Here is a 19,823-nt window from a genome sequence, read left to right as displayed (position 1 = left end):
TTTATTTCAAACGTTGGAGTCCCTTAATAATGATGTTTGTTTTATCACTTACCTTTTGTAATTCTTTCAATGAAAGCTTCGCATAGGCTGGAGGGACCACATGCCAGTACTGATGGAAAAGGTCACTTCGTTCAGTATATAACCTTTGGGCTGTTCCATCGACCATATTAGTAATGAGCCCATAATATTCGAAAGCGTTCTTAATATTGTTCGTATAGATGCTCAGGTTTGTTTCATCTGTTGTTTTGTTGCTTTTGATGTATCGATCCAGCTCTTTTTTATAATGTATACTTTCCAGAATAACACTGCGGTAAGCTGAGTCGGCAGAAGACTCGATACGATGTTTAAGTTCACGATACTTATGAAAAAAGATGGATGCAATAATCAGAATGATAGTGAATAAAATCAGAATAATATGTCGTGTTTTTGTACTCATAAATACGTCCTTGTTTATGTATTTAGTATTTTCCCATTTTGAAAATGGAGTTCTACATAATAACATGTAACGACACTTAAACCTATAGGTAAATACAGGAAGGGAATTCTTGACGACACGCGATCCGAAGTCGAACATGTAAAAAAAGAACCTGAGCAATTCTGCGTGCGCAGACATAGGTTCAGGTCCTTTATTATGACGTTGTATAACTGTGTTTAAATCTCACTTTAGGAACAACGCAGCTCAAACCGAAATTTGACTTGTATCGTTCTCAGGTCGCAACTTCATCTGTAACTCTTCATTCCGTGGACAGACCAACACACCATCAATGACATCGAGACGTGCGGCCTGAATGGAGGAACGATGTGCGGGTTCGCTGGCATGATCGATACCTTCGAACCGATCCGGGTGGGTAAAATAAAAGATATAGGCTTCATCATCCTGTACGACGACATCTGCATGCAAACCGATTACACCATCATCCTCACGATTTCCTGGCTGATCGAGAATCAGACTGTTCCATTCCCAATTCTCCAGGTCATACGACTTGTAAACGGCCTGTCCTCTCCATTCGTCAACAATCATCCAATACGAATCACGGAAACGAAATACGTTAGGCCCTTCATGCGCACGCCCTGTAATAACCGGACCGATGACTTCCCATTGATAGAGATCCGGGCTGTCTGCTGCATACGTATGGGACGAATTAGCTTCATCCTTGTACCACATCCGGAATTTTCCGTTCGGCAGCGGGTAAATACACGCATCAATCACACGATCCGAGCTAAGCTCCAGTTTGCCGTGAAAAGTCCAACATATCAGATCCGTACTGGTGTAATGCAAAATGTGCCGATCATGGCCCGCCCAGTCATGGGGCACCCCTTGAATGTAACTGACATACATGTGATACGTGCCTTCATGCCAGAAAATTTCTGGAGCCCAGAACGTATTATGTCCCCATTCATGCTCCAACCCGGTTAACGTACCGCGATAAGTCCAAGACTGTCCACCGTCAGCTGAAGAAGCTACGCCCAAATCCGTGCCATGCACCCAGGCGAACTTTGGCCCTCCGGCTGTGGCTCTGCGATTGGTATAGATCATCCACCAGGTTTGCTCGGAATGATTCCACACAACGACCGGATCAGCAGCTCCATCAAAGATGGGATCACGAAACAATGGTGCACTCATGATGATTCCTCCTTATATTCAATCCCATTGATTTTGAGAGTTATTGCTTCTATCGTAAAAGAAATGATTTGAAATTACAATATAACGTTTTCAATATTTAAGGAATTATATATTTGTTAATTCATTTAAATCTTTCAATTAAAAATCTAGCATAGTAACCTGTAACCTGTGTTCTAGTTTGGAGCTTTTATGCTGATCGACAATTGAAATGTAATTAATTACTTATATAGAAGGAAAATATCCATTCAGCCCATTTTGCATCTTGCGGTTCAAGAGCAACCGGCGTATATTGAGATTTAACTTAATTAGGAATAAATTGAAAGATTGATAGCTTGTAAAGACATTTTTGTACATAAAGGAGAAGCCGATGATACAGACCAGATTGGACGAATTGGGCATTGTATTGCCCCAAGCAAGTACGCCGGCAGCAAAGTATACCAATGCGGTGATTGTAAATGGAATCATGTATGTGTCCGGTAAAGGGCCGGATACGCGAGAGCGTGGTAAACTCGGGGAGCAGTTTACGACGGAGCAGGGATATGAATTTGCCCGAAATGCTGCCATCGAGGTGTTGGCTGTCGTTCAGGAAGTGCTTGGTTCGCTGGATCGGGTGAAACGGGTGGTTAAAGTGCAGGGGTTCATCAATGCCACTGCCTCGTACGAGGAGCACCATAAAGTGTTAAACGGGTTCTCGGATCTCATGCTGGATGTGTTCGGAGAACAGGGCGTGCACGCCCGTTCCGTTTTTGGTGCTGTATCCGTAAGGGATAACTTGCCGCTGATCATTGACTCGATATTCCAGGTGGAGGAGTAGAATTCATGACCAATCCAGCTTCGATTAATCCGTTAATGCTGTCTTTTCCCGAAAGTTTTGAAACACCGCGTTTGACTATTCGTGCCCCGAGGTGGGGAGATGGAGCGGCAGTGAATGAGGCAATTCGTGAAAGTGCGGAGCAATTACGTTTGTGGCTGCCTTTTGCCGAGAACATACCTTCATTGGAGGAATCGGAAGCGAATGCTCGCAAAGCCAGACTGCAATTTCTGGAGCGTACCGACATGATGCTTCATTTACGTGACCGATTTACGGATGAATTCGTGGGCAGCAGTGGACTGCATCGAATCGACTGGAATGCCCGTTGTTTCGAGATCGGTTACTGGATTAGAACTTCGCGTGCAGGTGAGGGTCTCATGACGGAAGCAGTCAGGGGTATAGAACAGTTCGCAATATCTTATCTGGAGGCGAATCGGCTGGAAATCCGCTGTGATGCCCGCAATGTGCGAAGTGCCAAAGTGGCTGAGCGCGCAGGTTATACGCTTGAAGGTGTACTGCGCAAGATGCGGCGTGACAGTACAGGTACGTTAGTAGATATGATGGTGTATGCCAAAGTAAGAGGCGATGAGTTCGAATAGAATGTTTGAATTGAGATAAGAAATGAATCGGAAAATGATTTGAAAGAAAGAAAGAAACGGCTCCTGGAAGAACACGTTGTGTTGTTCGCCAGGGCCGTTTTTTTGGTGTGCAAATATTGGAGGCTGGGAGGTACTTAATAGACTGCTGAATGAATTGGAGCAGATAAAAGGAACCTCCTTACCTCATTGGATTGGGAATGTTGACGTATAGCGGCGTCTCACCACGCTGATGGAACCGGCTGAGCAGATTGGCTTTGGCCGGTAAGGTCTCGGTGGTCAACAGATCACGAATGACGTCGTTGATGTGCGAGGACTCGGCTGTCTTTTTCCGAAGCTCCTCTAACGTATTTCTCACCACCCTCCAGTATAGCTGCTCCTGTTGACCAGTATAGTATGCCAGACGCTGCACCACATGACTGAGGTGATTGACAAAGAAATAATATTTCAATCGATGCCGTGATTCTTCCTCCGTATACAGGACAGGACTGTTGGCGTTGACTACCTGATAGATCCAACCGTGCTGTTCCGCTAAAGCTCGATTGACACTGATGCCCTCCAGATCCCTAACCATAAATGTGGCAGGCATGCCGTCTTCAAGACGCAGCATGGAATTCTGTACATGAGCTTCCAGACTAATGCCTGTCTCGGCATACAGTTCCACAAGTGGAACCATGGACAACTCCAGATATTGACGAAGCCATTCATACCAGTCTGTCTGCACCCTCGTATCATTTACACGATCCGGCGACGAAGATGATTGGAGACTTTCCCGGACAGCCCGGAACAACAGCGGTTCAGTTTCTCCGGGAAGCACCTCCATGAGAGAGGCCACAACATAAGGCGCCCCTGAAGCAGAGCGGCAAGACTCTGGTGCTTCACGCAGGATCATGGAGAATCCCGAGATCAGCGCATCCTGAGTAGACGAAGGTATCTCTGGAACCTTCAAGCTACGGTAGCCTTTTTCCAGCAAAATTTGAAATTTCTCTGACGTCCAGCGATCCTGAATCTGCTGTACTATTCTGGATGCATCCAGTGTGCGCAGCAACTGCTCTTCATTGTTCTCGCGAATAAAGTTTGTAATTCGAATATGAAGAGACAGCTTGTAGAAACAACCTTCCTTCGGATTCCAGACCGTGCGCACCGATGAGGTAGGATACACCGAAGGCCCGGTAGTGCCCAGATCAATCAAAGTGCCTTGTCGTAATAAGGACTTTACAGGTTCAAGTGTCCGCAAATAGGCAGCCTGCCAAGGATGACAAGGGAGCAGGACATAATGTTTGCTTTCCAGAGAGAGGTGCTTCCAAGCGGCCTCGGCCATTTCCGCAGGAACCCATGGTGCTTCACTGCCATAGTCCACGGTATCCAGCCAATCCTCCAACACGAGTTCAGGTGTGACCGCAAAACAGCTGAGAGGAAAGCTAACGCCAAATTCTGGCGAATAGGCATGCGAATCCGAAGAACTGAAGCCCTCCAGACTTTTCGGAGTTGGATGAAATGGATGACCACATAGCAGTGCCTGTTCCAGATAGCGAAAATCCAATGTTACAGGAGAGGTTGTACTCAGGGCATGCTCCAGATAAGAGGTCATATGCTCCAAACTGTTGTAAACCATCTGCTCCAGCTCTGCTCTTTTCAACATTCGGGCTTCAAAATTGGGTTCTACAGATGATATTTCATCGAGCAACAGCGTCGTTATTTGTTCAAAAGAAACTTCTCTCCAACCATCGGGCTGTGCCTCGTCTGATTCTGCAATATGAAACTTGTCACCATAGACATGATGTCCAGCGGCGGAACGATGAAGCAGATTTCCATATATCCGCTGACCAGTACGCGGAAGCTCAATAACAAGCGAAAGGTCTGGCCGCGTGGCAATTCGAACATAAGGATCATGCTGTTCGGTTTCTCGAAGATAGGCGTTCAATATACGGCTTAGCATCTCCTGACGGGCAATTCCGCTCGGCGATACTAAAGAGGGATGAACAGTCTGCTGGAATGGATCGATGGTGACGTTATCCTTGGTCATGATTGATTATCATCCTTTCACAAATTATTGGAGTGGCAGTTGTACGGGAGCTTTTGGCTCATGAACCGCTGGGCGGCGTACAGCAAGCGAAGCGGCGAGCATGACTGTCCCCATGACAAGAAATACAGCTGGAATTCCCCAGATACCTCCGATTAGAACCCCAATGGACGGACCGGCAATCTGACCAGCCATTAACATGCTGTTGGTAGCTCCGATGCGCACGCCCCGATCCTGATCGGTGGAGGATTTGAGCACGTTGAGCATGACCGTCTGCAATAGGGCACTGTAGAAGAATCCTTGCAGAAAACGTACAACCAGCAGCCAGGCCACCCCGAGTGGAAGTGTATGTGCAAGCAGGCACAAGCCGCATAACAAACCAGCCAGCCGGAGATTGCGTTCGGGTAAGTAACGATCATTTCGCTTACCCCACCACGATGCGCCAACCAATTCACCAACCGAAGACATCGCGAGCAGAACCCCGACGGTAAGCGCAGCTGCACCTGAGGAAGGGACGATTTCACGAATAAACGGAGTAAACATCGTAAATGTTGCAAAATCTGCGAGCTTGAAAATGATGCCTGCGATAACGAGTCTTCGGGCAATCGGATGTGTAATCAGCGAAACGAAGGCATGGATAATTCCACTCTTGTTTGTATTTTTGCTATGGTTGTTCAACATAGCGACCGAAGGCTGGTGCTGTTCCACAGGAGATACTTGAGTATTGTTCTTGGCTGGACGAGTCCGATGCGTCGTCGCCCCCGTTAATACGATTGCGGCAAGCACAGCAAAGCTCAATGTCAACGAGGCCGTAATGAACAATAGCGGACGACTTCCCCATGTGTTTACACATATGCTTCCTAGCAGTGGTCCCACGAGCAGACCTGCTGCCGATGCCCGCTCCAACTGTCCGAGCGCAGAACCCTGCTTTTGGTCAGGGGCATGGGTTCCCACAAACGCACTGCTCGCATCAGATATGCCACCGAAAGCCCCCTGGCAGAGACGGAACAAAAAGAATTGAAAGGGCGTCTGGGCAATGCCCATCAGAAACATGCTAAGGGCCAGTCCGATCAGCGCTCTGACAACCATCCATTTTCGACTCCAACGATCTCCGATCTTACCCCAAAAAGGGGTTAGAAGTGCGTAGGACAAAGCAGGCGCAGATATGGACAGACCTGTCCACATCAGCACTTCTTCCGGCGTTCCCGCGTTCAGATGCTCCATGTAGTACGGTATAAAAGGGCTGATTCCAGTCAGCCCGGCACTGGAAAGAAAGCGTCCACCCCACAAAATACGGACGCTCTGTTTCCATGCCATTTGCGACATCATGTGTCTACTTCACCACCTTGATTTTGGCAATTTGAGACCAATTGCTGATCAGATTATCAAGAATGATTCTCAATGTCAATCTTAATTTTTTTCAAAAACTTTCCAAAAATTTTAGTGTTGACAGGAAAAAAAAGGATATGCATAATAGGCCCTGTGTCCAAATTTGAAAATGATAATCATTATCAATAAAGCGATTTTGGACAACAATATGCCCAGAAAGCTGGTGTAAATACATGGAACAAAGTACCCTGCAAATCAAGGATCGATCGTTAAAAGTTGCGGATTCCATTATCGATTGTATCGGTCAAACACCACTGGTTCGCTTGAATTCTCTGTTCGGATCTTCAGGAGCGTCGGTGTATGCCAAGCTTGAAATGATGAACCCCGGCGGCAGCATGAAAGACCGACCTGCACGATACATTATCGAGCAGGGTCTGCGAGACGGAACGATCAAACCGGATACACACCTCATCGAGAGCACTTCAGGAAATCTGGGAATTGGTCTCGCATTAACCGCCAAACGATATGGACTGAAATTCACCTGTGTGGTTGATCCAAAAATCACATCGACCAATCTGAGAATGATAACCTACCTCGGGGCACAGGTTGACATGGTTACTGAACCGGACGAACACGGAAGTTATTTGCAATCCCGTATTCGCAGGGTCAAGGAGTTAGCCAGTCAGGACCCGGTAGGTTACTGGATCAACCAGTATGCCAACCCTTTGAACTGGCAAGCTCACTATCATGGTGCAGATGGATGGACAGATAGACGTACTAGTGTGTGCAGTGAGTACGACTGGAAGTATTCTGGGCATATCCCGCCGTGTGAAAGAGGCAAATCCGCATGCGCTAATCGTAGCCGTTGATGCAGTTGGCTCGATCATTTTTGGCACACCATCACGTCAGCGTGAATTGCCGGGTATCGGCGCCAACCGTATCCCTGAGTTATTCAGCCCGAACGAGATTGACCAAGTTATTCATGTGGACGATCGGGAATCTGTGCTGGGCTGCCAGAAGCTGCTGGAACGGGAAGGCATTTTTGCAGGAGGTTCGTCCGGATCACTGGTTGCTGCACTGGAAAAACTGGTTCCAACCTTGCGGCCTTCAGCCAAGGTGGTTACTGTTTTCGCAGATCGTGGAGAACGTTATCTGGACAGTGTGTATGACGAGCAATGGGTTAATCAATTACCGCCAAGCCAAACGATCAAGAGTATATAAAAAATTATCTCGGAGGAGAGATCAGATATGAGTACCGTTCAGGATCATAGCCTTTTGTATATGAGTAAACAGGATATTATAGATCTGGGAGGGCTGTATTCAGAGCCATATGTCAAAGCAGTAACCCGTGCACTGGAGCTTCATGCCAAGCGGGATATCGTGCAACCGTTGAAGCCTTATCTGCGGGTTAACGAGGAGAGCGGTCATATTGCCGATCGCATTATTGCGATGCCTGCGTATGTGGGTGGCGATGTAGCGATCAGTGGTCTCAAGTGGATTGGGAGCAAACATGATAATCCGGCCAAGCGTCATAAGGAACGTGCAAGCGCTCTTATTATCCTCAATGATCCGGAAAGCAACTATCCGGTGGCGGTGATGGAAGGCAGCGTGATCAGCGGGATGCGTACGGCGGCAGTTACAGCTATCGGGGCAAGGTATTTAGCCAGAGAAGGTTTCCGCACAGTGAGCGTGATTGGCTGCGGGGTGATCGCCAGAATGCAGATCACCTCGCTGCTTGAACAATTTGACTCCATTCGGACCATCCATTTGTATGACCTGAATGCCGATACGGCCCGCCAGCTTGCCGATGAAATTAGTTCGCGTTTTGATCAGGTTGAAGTACGGGTGGAAGATTCGTCAGAACAAGCGGTACGACAAGCGGAAGTACTCATAACGGCTACGGTAGCCTCATCGCCGCATATTCCGTATGAATGGATTGCCAAAGGTACATTTGTCAGCAACATCTCGATCATGGATTTGCACAAGGATGTATTTACGCAGGCAGACAAAGTAGTCGTGGACGATTGGGATCAATCCAACCGGGAGAAAAAGATTATTAATCAGCTGGTGCTGGAGGGCAAATTCTCCCGTGAGCAGCTTCACGCTGAACTCGGCGAGATCCTGATAGGGGAAAAGCCAGGACGCGAACATGAGGATGAGATTATTGTGCTGAACCCGATGGGGATGGCGATTGAGGATATTTCCAGTGCGGCAGAGATGTATACAAGAGCCGTTGAACAAGGAAAGGGCACACGTTTATGGCTATAGAACTGAAGACAGGGCGTATGCCTCAGGTTGCAAGAGTTCGTGAGCACCTATTGGCACTGAAAGAACAGCAGACCGAACCGGTATGTGCCTACATCCGGGATGTAACAGCACTCGTCGCTCATGTGCATCAGCGTGTACAATCCATGCCGGAATCTAGTCAGCTGTTCTATGCCATCAAAGCCAACTCGGAAGAAGAGGTGCTTCGAGCGCTGGCCCCTGTAGTTCATGGTTTTGAAGTGGCATCTTTGGGCGAGATCGTGAAGGTGAGACAAGTCTCAGCGGATATTCCGATTCTGTTTGGTGGACCAGGCAAGACAGAAGCAGAGCTTCGGGGAGCGATAGAGCATAAAGTGCAGCTTATTCATGTGGAAAGTATGCATGAGATAAACAAGCTGAACGAGATTGCGAGTCAAAATGACGTTCGGGTATCCGTATTGCTGCGGATTAACCTGAAAGGTCCACTGCCTCAGGCGACACTGGCGATGGGCGGTCGTCCGACCCAGTTCGGAATCGACGAGGTCATGCTGCCACAAGTCATGAACCAGCTCCGACACTTGCCACATATTCAGGTGGAAGGGTTTCATTTTCACTCCCTTTCGAACAATCTAGATGCGGAGCAGCATGTGAAACTGATTGAGTATTACTGCACCATCGCGCGGGATTGGGCGAGGCAATATGGTTTCACGCTTCGGTATTTGAATGCCGGGGGTGGAATTGGTGTGAACTATGCGCATCTGGAGCAACAGTTCGACTGGAACACATTTGTGAATGGTATTGCACCGGTATTGCAAAAGGAACTGCCTTCGGAAACGACTTTGTTGTTCGAATGTGGGCGTTACCTTACGGCATCGAGTGGGTATTATGCAACCGAGGTGCTGGACGTTAAAGTCAACCACGGCAAAACATATGTCATCGTGCGTGGCGGTACACATCATTTTCGCCTACCCGTTTCTTGGCAGCACAGTCATCCGTTCGAGGTGATTGAGGTGGAGAACTGGACGCATCCGTATGACAGACCCGAGGTGAAGCAAAACGCTTTTACAGTGGCAGGCCAGCTATGTACTCCGAAAGATATTTTGGCAAGTGATATTACGTCAAGCGGGGTTCGGGCAGGAGACATTTTGCTGTTCCAATATGCGGGTGCTTATGGCTGGGCGATCTCGCATCATGACTTTTTGAGTCATCCACATCCGCAGCACATTTATTTGCATTAACACGTAAACGGTTTGAGGCAGTGCAATCATGGGAGGTGTCATATGAACGGTCTAACAGCAGCATTGGTCAGGTCCGATGAGTGGATAATGGTGCGGCGACGTATTTTCAGGCAATTGGTGGAGTCGTTTCTGTATGAGCAAATCTTGAATGAACCGGTGATCGGGCCTTATGCGGAGGCAGAGTATACACTGCGAGGGGAGACGGAGACAGGAGAGAAGGTGGAATACACCTTTTGGGCTGTACGAAAAGAGAGCTTTAACCGCATTCGGTTGTCAGATAAACCAATTATGCGGGTAACATCGAAAGATCGAGCGGAAGCAGATTCCATTCCTCGTTTTTTACTGGAGATGGCTGCGCATATTGCCACATCCGAAGCTCAGCTGGGGCAATTCATGGATGAGCTTCAGCAAACCCATCTGAAGGACACGCTGTCTGTGCGATGGCGTGCTGGTCAGCCCGAACCTCGGGTATCGGAATATGACGAGTGGGAATCTGCCCTGATTGAAGGGCATCCGTATCATCCTTGTTACAAATCCAGAGTTGGATTCACGCTCTCTGACAATGAAGCCTATGGACCGGAGTTCGGACCGGAATTCAAGCTGGTCTGGATTGCGATTAAACAGGATGCAGCCCAAATATCTATTTCGTCTTCACTGGACATGTATGCTGAGTTTATCCATAACGAGCTGGGGCAGGAGCTACAGACATTCAAGTTGATTTTGCAGGAAGTTATATCATCTGCGAACTTGAAATTGAACTCGGTTGCTGATGCCGAGGTGAAGTTGAATACGGATGGGGATGCAAGTGTGGACGAATATGTATTTGTTCCTGTGCATCCCTGGCAGTGGGAGCGAATCATATCGGTGGCGTGTGCGGAGCAACTTCGAACAGGGGAGATTGTGTATCTGGGTCAAGCAGGTGACACCTACCGTCCTCAACAATCCATTCGCACATTGACGAATGTGAGTCATCGTGATAAACCGTATGTCAAACTGCCGCTGAATATGGTGAATACGTCATCCGGTCGAATTCTCGCACAGCACACAATCATGAATGCGGCCCGTATCTCTGATTGGCTTGGTCGTGTGGTGGCAGAAGATTCGTTTTTACAGGATGAGCTTGGTCTGATTGTGCTGAAGGAGATTGCGGGGGTATCGTACCATCACCAGAAACTGCCCAATATGCTGGAGCAAAAAATATACGGATCACTCGGGGCTATCTGGCGGGAAAGTCTGCATCCGCGCTTAATGGCAGGAGAAGAGGCTTTGCCATTCAATGCTCTGTGTCATCTCGATCAGCAGGGCACTCCGGTCATTAAACCGTGGATAAATGAATATGGCCTGGATCGCTGGACCCGGCAATTGCTAAATATTGCGGTGGTACCGCTGATACATCTGCTGTACGCACATGGGGCGGCGCTGGAATCACATGCGCAAAATATGATCATCGTGCTGAAAGAAGGATGGCCCAGCCGGATTGCTCTTAAGGATTTTCATGACGGTATCCGTTACTGCCCATCCATTCCTCACCCGTTTGGCTACCCGGAAATTGAATATCCACCTGCCAACCATCAGCGGGTGAATCGCAATTCGTTTGTGGAGAAAGAAGACCCTTCCGAGGTGAAAGACTTTATATTGGACGCGTTACTTTTTATCAATCTGACCGAAGTGGCATTTTTCCTGGAGAAGCACTTTGACCTGAGCGAAAAGCAATGGTGGCGCATGGCTGCCGAAGTGATTTTGAATTACCAGGAGCGGTTCCCGGAGTTACTGGCGCGATTTGAACAGTTTGACGTTTTTGCACCCGAGATCGAAGTGGAACAGCTGACTAGACGGCGAATTCATGAAGGGCCGGGGGATTGTGTGCATCGGGTAAGTAATCCACTGCATGTCTACAGGCCAGTTCGGCAGAATTAATCAGGGGGAGGAGAGCATGCGCATGGAAAGTACGAGAATATCTGAATATCAGAGCCATGATGAGGATCAGGAGAGGCAACCGTTTTGCAGAGAGGACTCCTTTAGCCATCCAGAAAATGTTGTTGCAAGTTCTAGACTTGGAGTGGAGAAGGAGCATTGGCAAAATCAACAAAGAAAACTGTACACCGCAGCGCTGTCTTCATACCACTATACCGATGCACGCAGACGCATATTCAGACAGTTGGTTGAATCCTTGATGTACGAAGGTGTTATGGAATATACCTCAAGGGAGGAGCAGGGGTTCAACGTTTGGGAAATGGAGGGTACAGGGCTGAATGGTGAACGGGTCATCTACGCATGCAAGGGAACAGGGCATCTTACCTTTGGTCGTTTGCGGTTGAACCATGAACCGATTACAAGACGTGTCTATGTGGATGAGACTCCGGCTTCGGAAAGTAACAGCATTCAAAAGAGAGAACCTATTCTGCCTGGAACTACAGCCGGCCAAGAAGCGGAGTCGATTTCTCTATTTTTGCTGGAAGTTGGACCAGCGATAGGCGCCGATGAAGGGAAGCTGCTACATTTTGTTAAAGAACTGGAGCAGACGCTGATCAATGACACACTGGCGCGATATGTACGGGCTGATCTACAGACTGATCTACATGCTCTTCCCGATGAAGACTGGGAAAGTGGAATCATCGAGGGTCATCCATATCATCCAAGTTATAAATCCCGTATCGGCTTCCGAATTGAAGATCAGCTTGAATATGGCCCCGAGTTCGGCGGATGTATTAAACCGATATGGGTCGGAATTCATAAGCAAAACGCACGGATAAGTCATGGCACGAATGAACATGGACCGGCTACAAGGGAATGGCTTCAGGATCAACTTGGCGAACAAGTGTTGGAACGCTTCCTCACGGCACTACAGGAAATGGGTGCTGATCCGGCAGAATATGTGCTGATGCCAGTCCATCCGTGGCAATGGCGAACAACGATCAGTTCTGTACTTGCAGAAGATATTCGTAACGGAAGCATCGTACCGCTTGGTAGCAGCGAAGACCGATATACTGCTCAACAGTCGATCCGCACGCTAGCTAACCGATCACGTCCCCATTCACCGTATTTGAAGCTGTCGCTCAGTATGATCAATACATCAACTGGCAGGGTGATCGCCCCACATACGGTTGAGAATGGACCTCGCATTACCGACTGGCTGCAGGGAATTAGCAAGCAAGATCCCTACTTGAGAGATGAGCTGCGAGTCATTCTTTTGGGAGAGATTGCTGGCGTTGCATACGACAATCATCAGATACCGGATGTTTTGAAGCCACTCTCGTATGGTGTGTTGTCCTGCATTTGGAGAGAAAGTGTACATTCCCGGCTGGAACCGGGTGAATCAGCGATTCCGTTTAATGCATTGTCTACACTGGACTATGCGGGGCGCCCGGTGATTGATCCTTGGGTGAAAAAGCTGGGTGCTGATGAATGGCTGTCCGAGCTGTTGCTGACTGCGGTACGACCGCTCATTCACTGGTTATTCGCTCATGGGATTGCGCTAGAGTCTCATGCACAGAATATGCTGCTAATTCACCGGGAAGGCAGACCCTCACGCGTTGCGCTGAAGGATTTTCACGATGGAATTCGATTTACAAGAGAGGCACTTGCCGATCCAAAGCTCTGTCCAGCGCTTGTCGAGGTACCGGAATATCATCGCCGTGTGAACCGTAATTCATTCCTGGAGACGGAAGAACCGACAGAAGTGCGGGATTTCATACATGATGCCTTTTTCTTTATCAATCTTGGGGAACTGGCTTTGTTCATGCAGGAGCATTACCAGATCAGAGAGCAGACCTTCTGGAACAGTGTTCGTAAGATCATTACCGACTATCAACAGCGTTTCCCTGAATTCCATGAACGGTACGAATTGTATTCCTTGTTTGATCCTGAGATCGGAGTAGAGCAATTGACGAAGCGGCGCTTGTTTCCAGATCATGAATTGCGTATTCATCAAGTTCCGAATCCACTGGAGCACATGATTATGGATAAATATGGGTCTGATGAGGATGAATTAAAAAATAGTATATGAGATCAAAAGAATATTGCATGGACAGAAACTGGAATTGTGGGATATTGTTTTAATAATGATAATCATTATTGATTAGGTTATTAAATAGGATCAGGGGGTTGGATGGGATGCAAGTAGAGAGAAAGAGGATTGGAATGAAATCATGGGTACATTTTGCTATGCTGGCGGTACTGATGCTGGTGCTAGCGGGTTGTGGAAATTCGGGATCGGGTGCAGCCAATGGTTCAGCAGCGGAAACCGCTCCAACCGAACCAAAGCAAGAAGAAACCGTAGCCAATACTGGCGATACACGTACCGTCAAAGATGCATATGGTGAGGTAGAGGTTCCAACCAATGCAAGTCGAATTGTGGTACTGGACATTGGGGCCTTGGATAATTTGCTCGAGTTGGGCATTAAACCTGTAGGCGCACCTTCCATCCTGACAGCAGGCGATCCGTATCCGGCTTATCTAAAAGGCACAGAAGGCATTGAGAATATCGGATCGGTGAATGAACCAAGCCTGGAGGCTATCGATGCACTGAAGCCGGATTTGATCATTGGTAATAAGGATACACATGATGCTATCCATGACCAGTTAAAACAAATCGCGCCTACGGTGTTTGTAGAAACACTCGGGGTTACCTGGAAAGAAAATCTGCAGCTTCATGCCGATGCAGTAAACAAGCTGGAAGATGGCAAGAAGCTGTTGGATACATATCAGCAGCGCATTGAGGAATTGAAATCCACGCTTGCAGGCAAAGATGCCAAGGAAGTATCGCTGTTCCGTCCCCGTGAAGACAAAATTCAGGTCTATCTGAAAGAAACCTTTGCAGGTACGATTATGGAAGATGCCGGAATTACTCGTCCCGCCGCACAGCAGGATGCAGGCTTCTCCAAGGATATTACCGAAGAACAGATTGCTGATCTCGATGGTGACGTAATCTTCTGGTTTAACCGTGAGCCGGATGCATTCGCCAAGCTGGAGAAAAGTAAATTGTGGGCAACTTTGAAAGGAGTCCAAAACGAAGCTGTGCACCCGGTTGACTGGGAGTACTGGATGAGTGGCCTGGGCATCCAGGCTGTAAACAAGGTCGTGGATGACCTGAACACCTATGTAGCCAACTAAACGCAAAACATGCAGGACCTTTTCCAGAGACAATGGATTGCGAAATCAGCACTTTATCAATTGCAATTATGCTTCCAAGTGGTCATAGCTTAACTGTAAAATTGGGTCGTCGAATGTGACGATCCAATTTTTCTGATTTTTCTGCATAGGTCTCGTTCCATGTTATATTCGTGCTCTATATTTGTTCTTATATAATAGAAGGAAAAATTTTGACAGTTCGTTTTTTCAAGTGATTTATACAACATATTGAAGTACATAAATCAAGCAGCATGCAGGTTGGAGGCGTAGAAAAATGAACACAAACACCAGGTTTAAAATCACTGGTTTAGCAACCATCATCGTGTTGACACTTCTCGCGTTTCTATTCAGCATCATGTATGGCATCGTACAGATTCCATTGCGTTCAGTTGTGGATACGTTCTATGCCTTTGACGGATCGCGTGAACACCTGATTATTCAAACCGTCAGGCTGCCAAGAGCGGTTATTGCCGCAGTGGTTGGCAGCTCACTGGCTGTGGCCGGGTGCCTAATGCAGGCGATTAGCCGCAATGCTCTGGCAGGCCCTGAACTGTTCGGTATTAATTATGGCGCGGCACTTACCGCGGTGCTTGCTTCCTTTTGGCTGGGAACGACGTCTCTGCAATTATTTGCATGGTCTGCGCTGTTGGGGGCCGCGGTTGCAGGCGTGCTGGTTTTCTTTCTCAGTTCCACAGGCAGACAACCCTTATCTTCAGTCAAGCTAGTTCTGGCAGGGGCTACATTAAATTTGTTATTTGCTTCATTGACACAAGGCATTCTTATCCTGAATGAGCAGTCCCTGGATACGATGCGTTTCTGGTTGGCGGGTTCATTAACAGGCAGAGATCTTGATCTGTTTATTCAAATTCTGCCTTATCTGATCATTGGCATCATCTGTGCGTTTGCATTAAGCAGTCAATTGAACATTTTTGGCTTAGGAGATGAAGTGGCTCAAGGATTAGGACAGCGAATGAAGATGATTAGGATCATCTGTATTATCGCCATTGTTCTGCTGGCTGGCAGTGCCGTCGCACTTGCCGGACCCATCGGGTTTATCGGGTTGGCCGTTCCGCATATTGCAAGATCGATAACAGGCAGTGATTATCGCTGGGTAGTTCCTTACTCTGCTGTTCTCGGAGCACTACTGCTGCTCACAGCAGATATTGGGGCGAGATTTGTGTTGCCGGGGCAGGAAATTCCTGTTGGGGTGGTTACAGCCTTCTTCGGTGCTCCTTTCCTCATCTATCTGGCCCAAAGAAAGGAGAGATCGATATGATTTCTTCTATTATAAAGAGACGTGCATTCACCATTATTCTGATCCTCTTGATGTTGAATGTGGGAGCGCTTGTGCTTAATGTGATGTTGGGAGATCGCTCCATCCCTTCGGGAGAAGTATTGCGTAGCTTGATAGGCAGGGGAGATCAGGAATATCACTTCACCATTCATCAGTTAAGGCTGCCCCGGGTACTGACCGGTTTTCTGGTTGGATGCGGTCTGGCATTGGCGGGTACAATCCTACAGGTCATTACGAGGAATCCTCTGGCATCACCTGGCGTGATTGGGCTGAATTCGGGTGCGGCTGCGGCGGTGGTTGCCGTCATGGTGCTGGTTCCTACTTTTCCAATGCGTCATATGCCGTGGATTGCATTCATTGGAGCCTTTCTCGCGGCCGCGGTAATCTATGGATTGTCATGGAGAAAAGGAGAGGCGAGTTCCACGGTTCGCATGCTGCTGATTGGTGTGGGCATCTCTTCAATGGCAGGTGCGTTAATCACATATTTGCTGACGGTGGGCAAAATATTCCGGGTCTCCCAGGCTTCTGTGTGGATGGCAGGCAGTCTATACGGACGAACGTGGGAACACTTTTGGCCTTTAATGCCGTGGCTGCTGATTCTGTTTCTTCTATTAATATGGATGTCCAGATGGCTGGATATGTTTCTGCTGGATGTCCAGTCGGCTGCTGGACTCGGTCTGCGGGTGGAGACGATGCGGGTGTTGTTCCTTCTGATGAGCGTAGGGCTCGCCGGGTCTGCGGTGTCGATGGCAGGAACGATTGGATTTGTCGGCTTAATGGCCCCTCACATGGCAAAACATCTGGCAGGCAGCCGGAGTCTGGTTCGCTTGCCGATTGCGGCGTTGCTTGGAGGACTGATCGTCATGCTCGCAGATCTCGCCGGACGGACATGGTTCGCTCCGTATGAGATTCCAGCCGGATTAATTACGGCGATTATTGGGGCTCCGTATATGATGTATTTGCTGTTACGACGCAGAGGGATATAATGAAGAAAAGGATTCAGAATGCAAGAAAGGCTGGTGCATTTTTTCATGCCATCATATGTGAACGAAGCCAATCTAATCTATCTTTTATCTTCAGTACGTAAACGAAAGTTTCCCATGACCCGACAAGCCAAACATGTTCGGGTTCCTGTATACATATTATGCTTTATTACAGAGGGCGAAGGGGTTGTTGTACTGGATGGTGCGCTACAGAAGGTTCGTCCTCTCCAGTTATATTTGCTTGTACCCGGCATGATTGTGGAATTCCCGGAACAAGGTAGTACGTTCGAATATTATGGTGTATGGTTTGAACCGATTCGGCTAACCAAGACCAGAGGTAGATATGAAACATTGCCTTCCCTATCCTTATCCGGTGCACTCTCACCAGGGCATATTCCCGTTCATCATCCACAACAGATCCTCCAACAGATCGTGCAGTTGTATCATCACAGTCGGCAAGAACGAAATCGGGATTCATTGAATTTGAGAATTCAGTTAGAGCAATTGATCCAGAATATTATGAAGAATGAACCGGAACAGCTGGATACCGTAGTGGATGAACGGGTTGAACGGAGCATCCTTTATATGGAGCAGCACTATACGGACAAAGTAAGCATTGAACAGCTGGCTGAAGCAGCAGGTGGCATGCCGCCGGTTGCTTTTTCACGTTTGTTCCGAAGTGAAACAGGTCTGCCACCAGTCGAGTACCTGAGCAATGTGCGCATGACCCATGCAAAACAGATGCTGAATACAAAGAACAGTCGAGTGAAGGAAGTGGCAGCTGCAGTCGGGTTTCGAAGTGAATTTTACTTTAGTCGCATGTTTCAGCGCATGGTGGGTGTATCCCCTACATTATATATGAAGCGAGGCAAGTTAAAGGTGGCTGTAGCATCCTCACTCGGATTCGGAGACCATCTGAAATCAGTTGGAATCGAGCCGGTCTGTGTGGTGGATTTATTCCAATATCCAGGACAGAGCAATGAACAGTATGCGGAACAATTGCACAGCCAACTGCTGGAATTGGAGCAGTGCAATCCAGATATGATCATCGCCGATCATTATCATACAGAGTTCAGAGAGCAGTTTAAACAAACGGCTGCGCCTGTATTTCTGGATTTCTCTGTGTGGGACTGGAAAGGAAACTTTGAGAAAATTGCCGAGTTGGTGAACCGGGAACGCGAGGCTGCGGAGATGCTGACTCGTCTGGATGTGCAGACTGAGACAACAGGCCAGACATTGCGCCGGATACTGGGCCAGGAACGGATCACTATCATGCAAGTGAGCCACCGGACGATTGGCATTCAGGGCAGGGTGAATCATCCGCTCAATGAATTGGTATACGGCGAGCTTGGTCTGCGCCCGGGTAATCAGGCTCCAGCAGAACTGTGGCGTATGGAGCTGCAACCGGAGGCCATGCCTGTATTGGAGACGGAACATTTGTTAATTCATCATCATCATATTCTCGCCGGTAGTGACAAAATGTATGACCAGTTGACCAGAACGGCAGCATGGCCCCAGATTCCGGCGGTGAAGGATGGAAAAGTTAAGCGCATTCCCAATTGGTTTGTGATGAGCTGGACTCCACTGGGGAGACAACGAATCATGAATGAATTGATGGCAGCCGTGGGTGAACATCAACAGCGATAAACAGCACTGAACTGGTAGCGTTACAACAGGGATCGTACTGCAATAGGTAGTCTACTCATGTTAGGGAGAGTGAAGAATGAGACGTATTGGGCAAGGACGAACGGCTGAGATCTATGAGTACCCATCAAATCAGATTATGAAATTATACCATGCGGATTTTCCTGCCGAAGCCGTCCAGAATGAGTTTCGAATTACCGAGGCAGTATTCCAAAAGGGCCTACCTGTGCCACAGGCAAGATTGTATATGGATGATGAATCGCGTAAAGGGATTATATTTGAACGGATTGAAGGCAACACGATGTTATCCCTTATGATTCAGGAACCCTCGTTGATCGAAGAACTATCGCGTCAAATGGCAGTCTGTCATCATAGCCTTCACGCCCAACAGGATGATGAAGGAGCACTCCCCACACAAAAGCAGATTCTTACTGGGGCCATTCGCAATACCTCTCTATTGTCGGAAGAAGAAAAGGTGCAGGTTATCAATTATATGTCGTCGCTTCCAGAGCGAAAGCAAATTTGTCATGGCGACTTTCATCCCGATAATGTCATGTTAAATGAAATGAGAGATCAATATTGGGTTATAGACTGGATGACAGGCATGTCGGGTGATCCAGCGGGTGATGTGGCACGAAGCTGGGTAATATTAATGAGCGGTACGTTGCCGGAGGATACAGACCCGGCTGTTCATAAGGGATTTGAATTGGCTCGCAATGTAATGCTGGATCATTATATCCAACATTACATCCAGATTTCCGGGATATCTCGCCAGGAGCTGGATGCCTGGATTTTGCCTGTCGCGGCTGCACGTCTAGACGAGAGGTTACCTACAGTGGAAGCGGATCAGTTAATTAAGCTTGTGCAGGATCGTATTCGTCTGCTGAAATGACATATTTAGTGTAAC

Annotated in this window: 15 protein-coding genes and 1 pseudogene; 12 read left to right on the top strand and 4 right to left on the bottom strand. The window is 48.0% G+C overall.

Features of this window, described 5'->3' with window-relative positions; genetic code table 11:
- Position 1: 1 nt before the first annotated feature.
- Together CRO25_RS07670 and CRO25_RS07665 are read right to left on the bottom strand one after the other, a co-directional pair.
- A complete protein-coding gene (locus CRO25_RS07670; RefSeq protein WP_063563348.1) occupies positions 2–436 on the bottom strand; it encodes a hypothetical protein in 435 nt (144 codons plus the stop codon).
- A 243-nt stretch (positions 437–679) separates the two neighbouring features.
- The gene (locus tag CRO25_RS07665; protein ID WP_079694536.1) at positions 680–1,624 is read right to left on the bottom strand and encodes a glycosyl hydrolase; all 945 of its coding nucleotides are present in this window, start codon (positions 1,622–1,624) and stop codon (positions 680–682) included.
- 367 nt (positions 1,625–1,991) lie between these two features.
- On the opposite strand from CRO25_RS07665, the gene CRO25_RS07660 reads away from it, so the two are divergent.
- The gene (locus CRO25_RS07660) at positions 1,992–2,438 is read left to right on the top strand and encodes a RidA family protein (RefSeq protein WP_072732520.1); all 447 of its coding nucleotides are present in this window, start codon (positions 1,992–1,994) and stop codon (positions 2,436–2,438) included.
- Between the two features lie 5 nt (positions 2,439–2,443).
- On the top strand, positions 2,444–3,034 hold the full coding sequence (locus tag CRO25_RS07655; protein ID WP_176854284.1) for a GNAT family N-acetyltransferase: 591 nt from the start codon (positions 2,444–2,446) through the stop codon (positions 3,032–3,034).
- 178 nt (positions 3,035–3,212) lie between these two features.
- Here the strand turns inward: CRO25_RS07655 and CRO25_RS07650 are convergent, their stop codons facing one another.
- Both CRO25_RS07650 and CRO25_RS07645 read right to left on the bottom strand, forming a co-directional pair.
- On the bottom strand, positions 3,213–5,057 hold the full coding sequence (locus CRO25_RS07650; protein WP_079694535.1) for an IucA/IucC family siderophore biosynthesis protein: 1,845 nt from the start codon (positions 5,055–5,057) through the stop codon (positions 3,213–3,215).
- A gap of 24 nt (positions 5,058–5,081) precedes the next feature.
- The gene (locus CRO25_RS07645) at positions 5,082–6,371 is read right to left on the bottom strand and encodes an MFS transporter (RefSeq protein WP_179132110.1); all 1,290 of its coding nucleotides are present in this window, start codon (positions 6,369–6,371) and stop codon (positions 5,082–5,084) included.
- Positions 6,372–6,616: 245 nt separating this feature from the next.
- On the opposite strand from CRO25_RS07645, the pseudogene sbnA reads away from it, so the two are divergent.
- The 10 genes and pseudogenes from sbnA (at position 6,617) to CRO25_RS07595 (ending at position 19,808) form a co-directional block, all read left to right on the top strand.
- Positions 6,617–7,604: pseudogene (sbnA, locus tag CRO25_RS07640) on the top strand (2,3-diaminopropionate biosynthesis protein SbnA).
- Between the two features lie 27 nt (positions 7,605–7,631).
- The gene (sbnB, locus tag CRO25_RS07635) at positions 7,632–8,651 is read left to right on the top strand and encodes a 2,3-diaminopropionate biosynthesis protein SbnB (protein WP_079694532.1); all 1,020 of its coding nucleotides are present in this window, start codon (positions 7,632–7,634) and stop codon (positions 8,649–8,651) included.
- Positions 8,642–9,865 (top strand): type III PLP-dependent enzyme, encoded by a 1,224-nt coding sequence (locus tag CRO25_RS07630; protein ID WP_079694531.1) that lies wholly within the window; start codon positions 8,642–8,644, stop codon positions 9,863–9,865. Before sbnB ends, CRO25_RS07630 begins: the two co-directional genes overlap by 10 nt.
- A gap of 42 nt (positions 9,866–9,907) precedes the next feature.
- A complete protein-coding gene (locus CRO25_RS07625) occupies positions 9,908–11,782 on the top strand; it encodes an IucA/IucC family protein (RefSeq protein ID WP_079694530.1) in 1,875 nt (624 codons plus the stop codon).
- Positions 11,783–11,804: 22 nt separating this feature from the next.
- Positions 11,805–13,871 carry an IucA/IucC family siderophore biosynthesis protein gene (locus CRO25_RS07620; protein WP_079694920.1) on the top strand — a complete coding sequence of 689 codons (2,067 nt, stop codon included), beginning with the start codon at positions 11,805–11,807 and terminating at the stop codon, positions 13,869–13,871.
- A gap of 134 nt (positions 13,872–14,005) precedes the next feature.
- A complete protein-coding gene (locus CRO25_RS07615) occupies positions 14,006–14,977 on the top strand; it encodes an ABC transporter substrate-binding protein (protein ID WP_179132109.1) in 972 nt (323 codons plus the stop codon).
- A 292-nt stretch (positions 14,978–15,269) separates the two neighbouring features.
- On the top strand, positions 15,270–16,271 hold the full coding sequence (locus CRO25_RS07610) for an iron ABC transporter permease (protein ID WP_079694528.1): 1,002 nt from the start codon (positions 15,270–15,272) through the stop codon (positions 16,269–16,271).
- Complete coding sequence (locus tag CRO25_RS07605) at positions 16,268–17,275, top strand: iron ABC transporter permease (protein ID WP_072732527.1); 1,008 nt, start codon at positions 16,268–16,270, stop codon at positions 17,273–17,275. Before CRO25_RS07610 ends, CRO25_RS07605 begins: the two co-directional genes overlap by 4 nt.
- 57 nt (positions 17,276–17,332) lie before the next feature.
- Positions 17,333–18,919 (top strand): helix-turn-helix domain-containing protein, encoded by a 1,587-nt coding sequence (locus CRO25_RS07600; protein WP_179800935.1) that lies wholly within the window; start codon positions 17,333–17,335, stop codon positions 18,917–18,919.
- A 76-nt stretch (positions 18,920–18,995) separates the two neighbouring features.
- Positions 18,996–19,808 (top strand): phosphotransferase family protein, encoded by an 813-nt coding sequence (locus tag CRO25_RS07595; protein ID WP_079694527.1) that lies wholly within the window; start codon positions 18,996–18,998, stop codon positions 19,806–19,808.
- Positions 19,809–19,823 lie beyond the last annotated feature (15 nt).

Source organism: Paenibacillus sp. RU5M (assembly GCF_900221055.1).
GTDB classification, from domain to species: domain Bacteria; phylum Bacillota; class Bacilli; order Paenibacillales; family Paenibacillaceae; genus Paenibacillus; species Paenibacillus marchantiae.
This window is presented reverse-complemented; position numbering and strand designations above follow the sequence as displayed.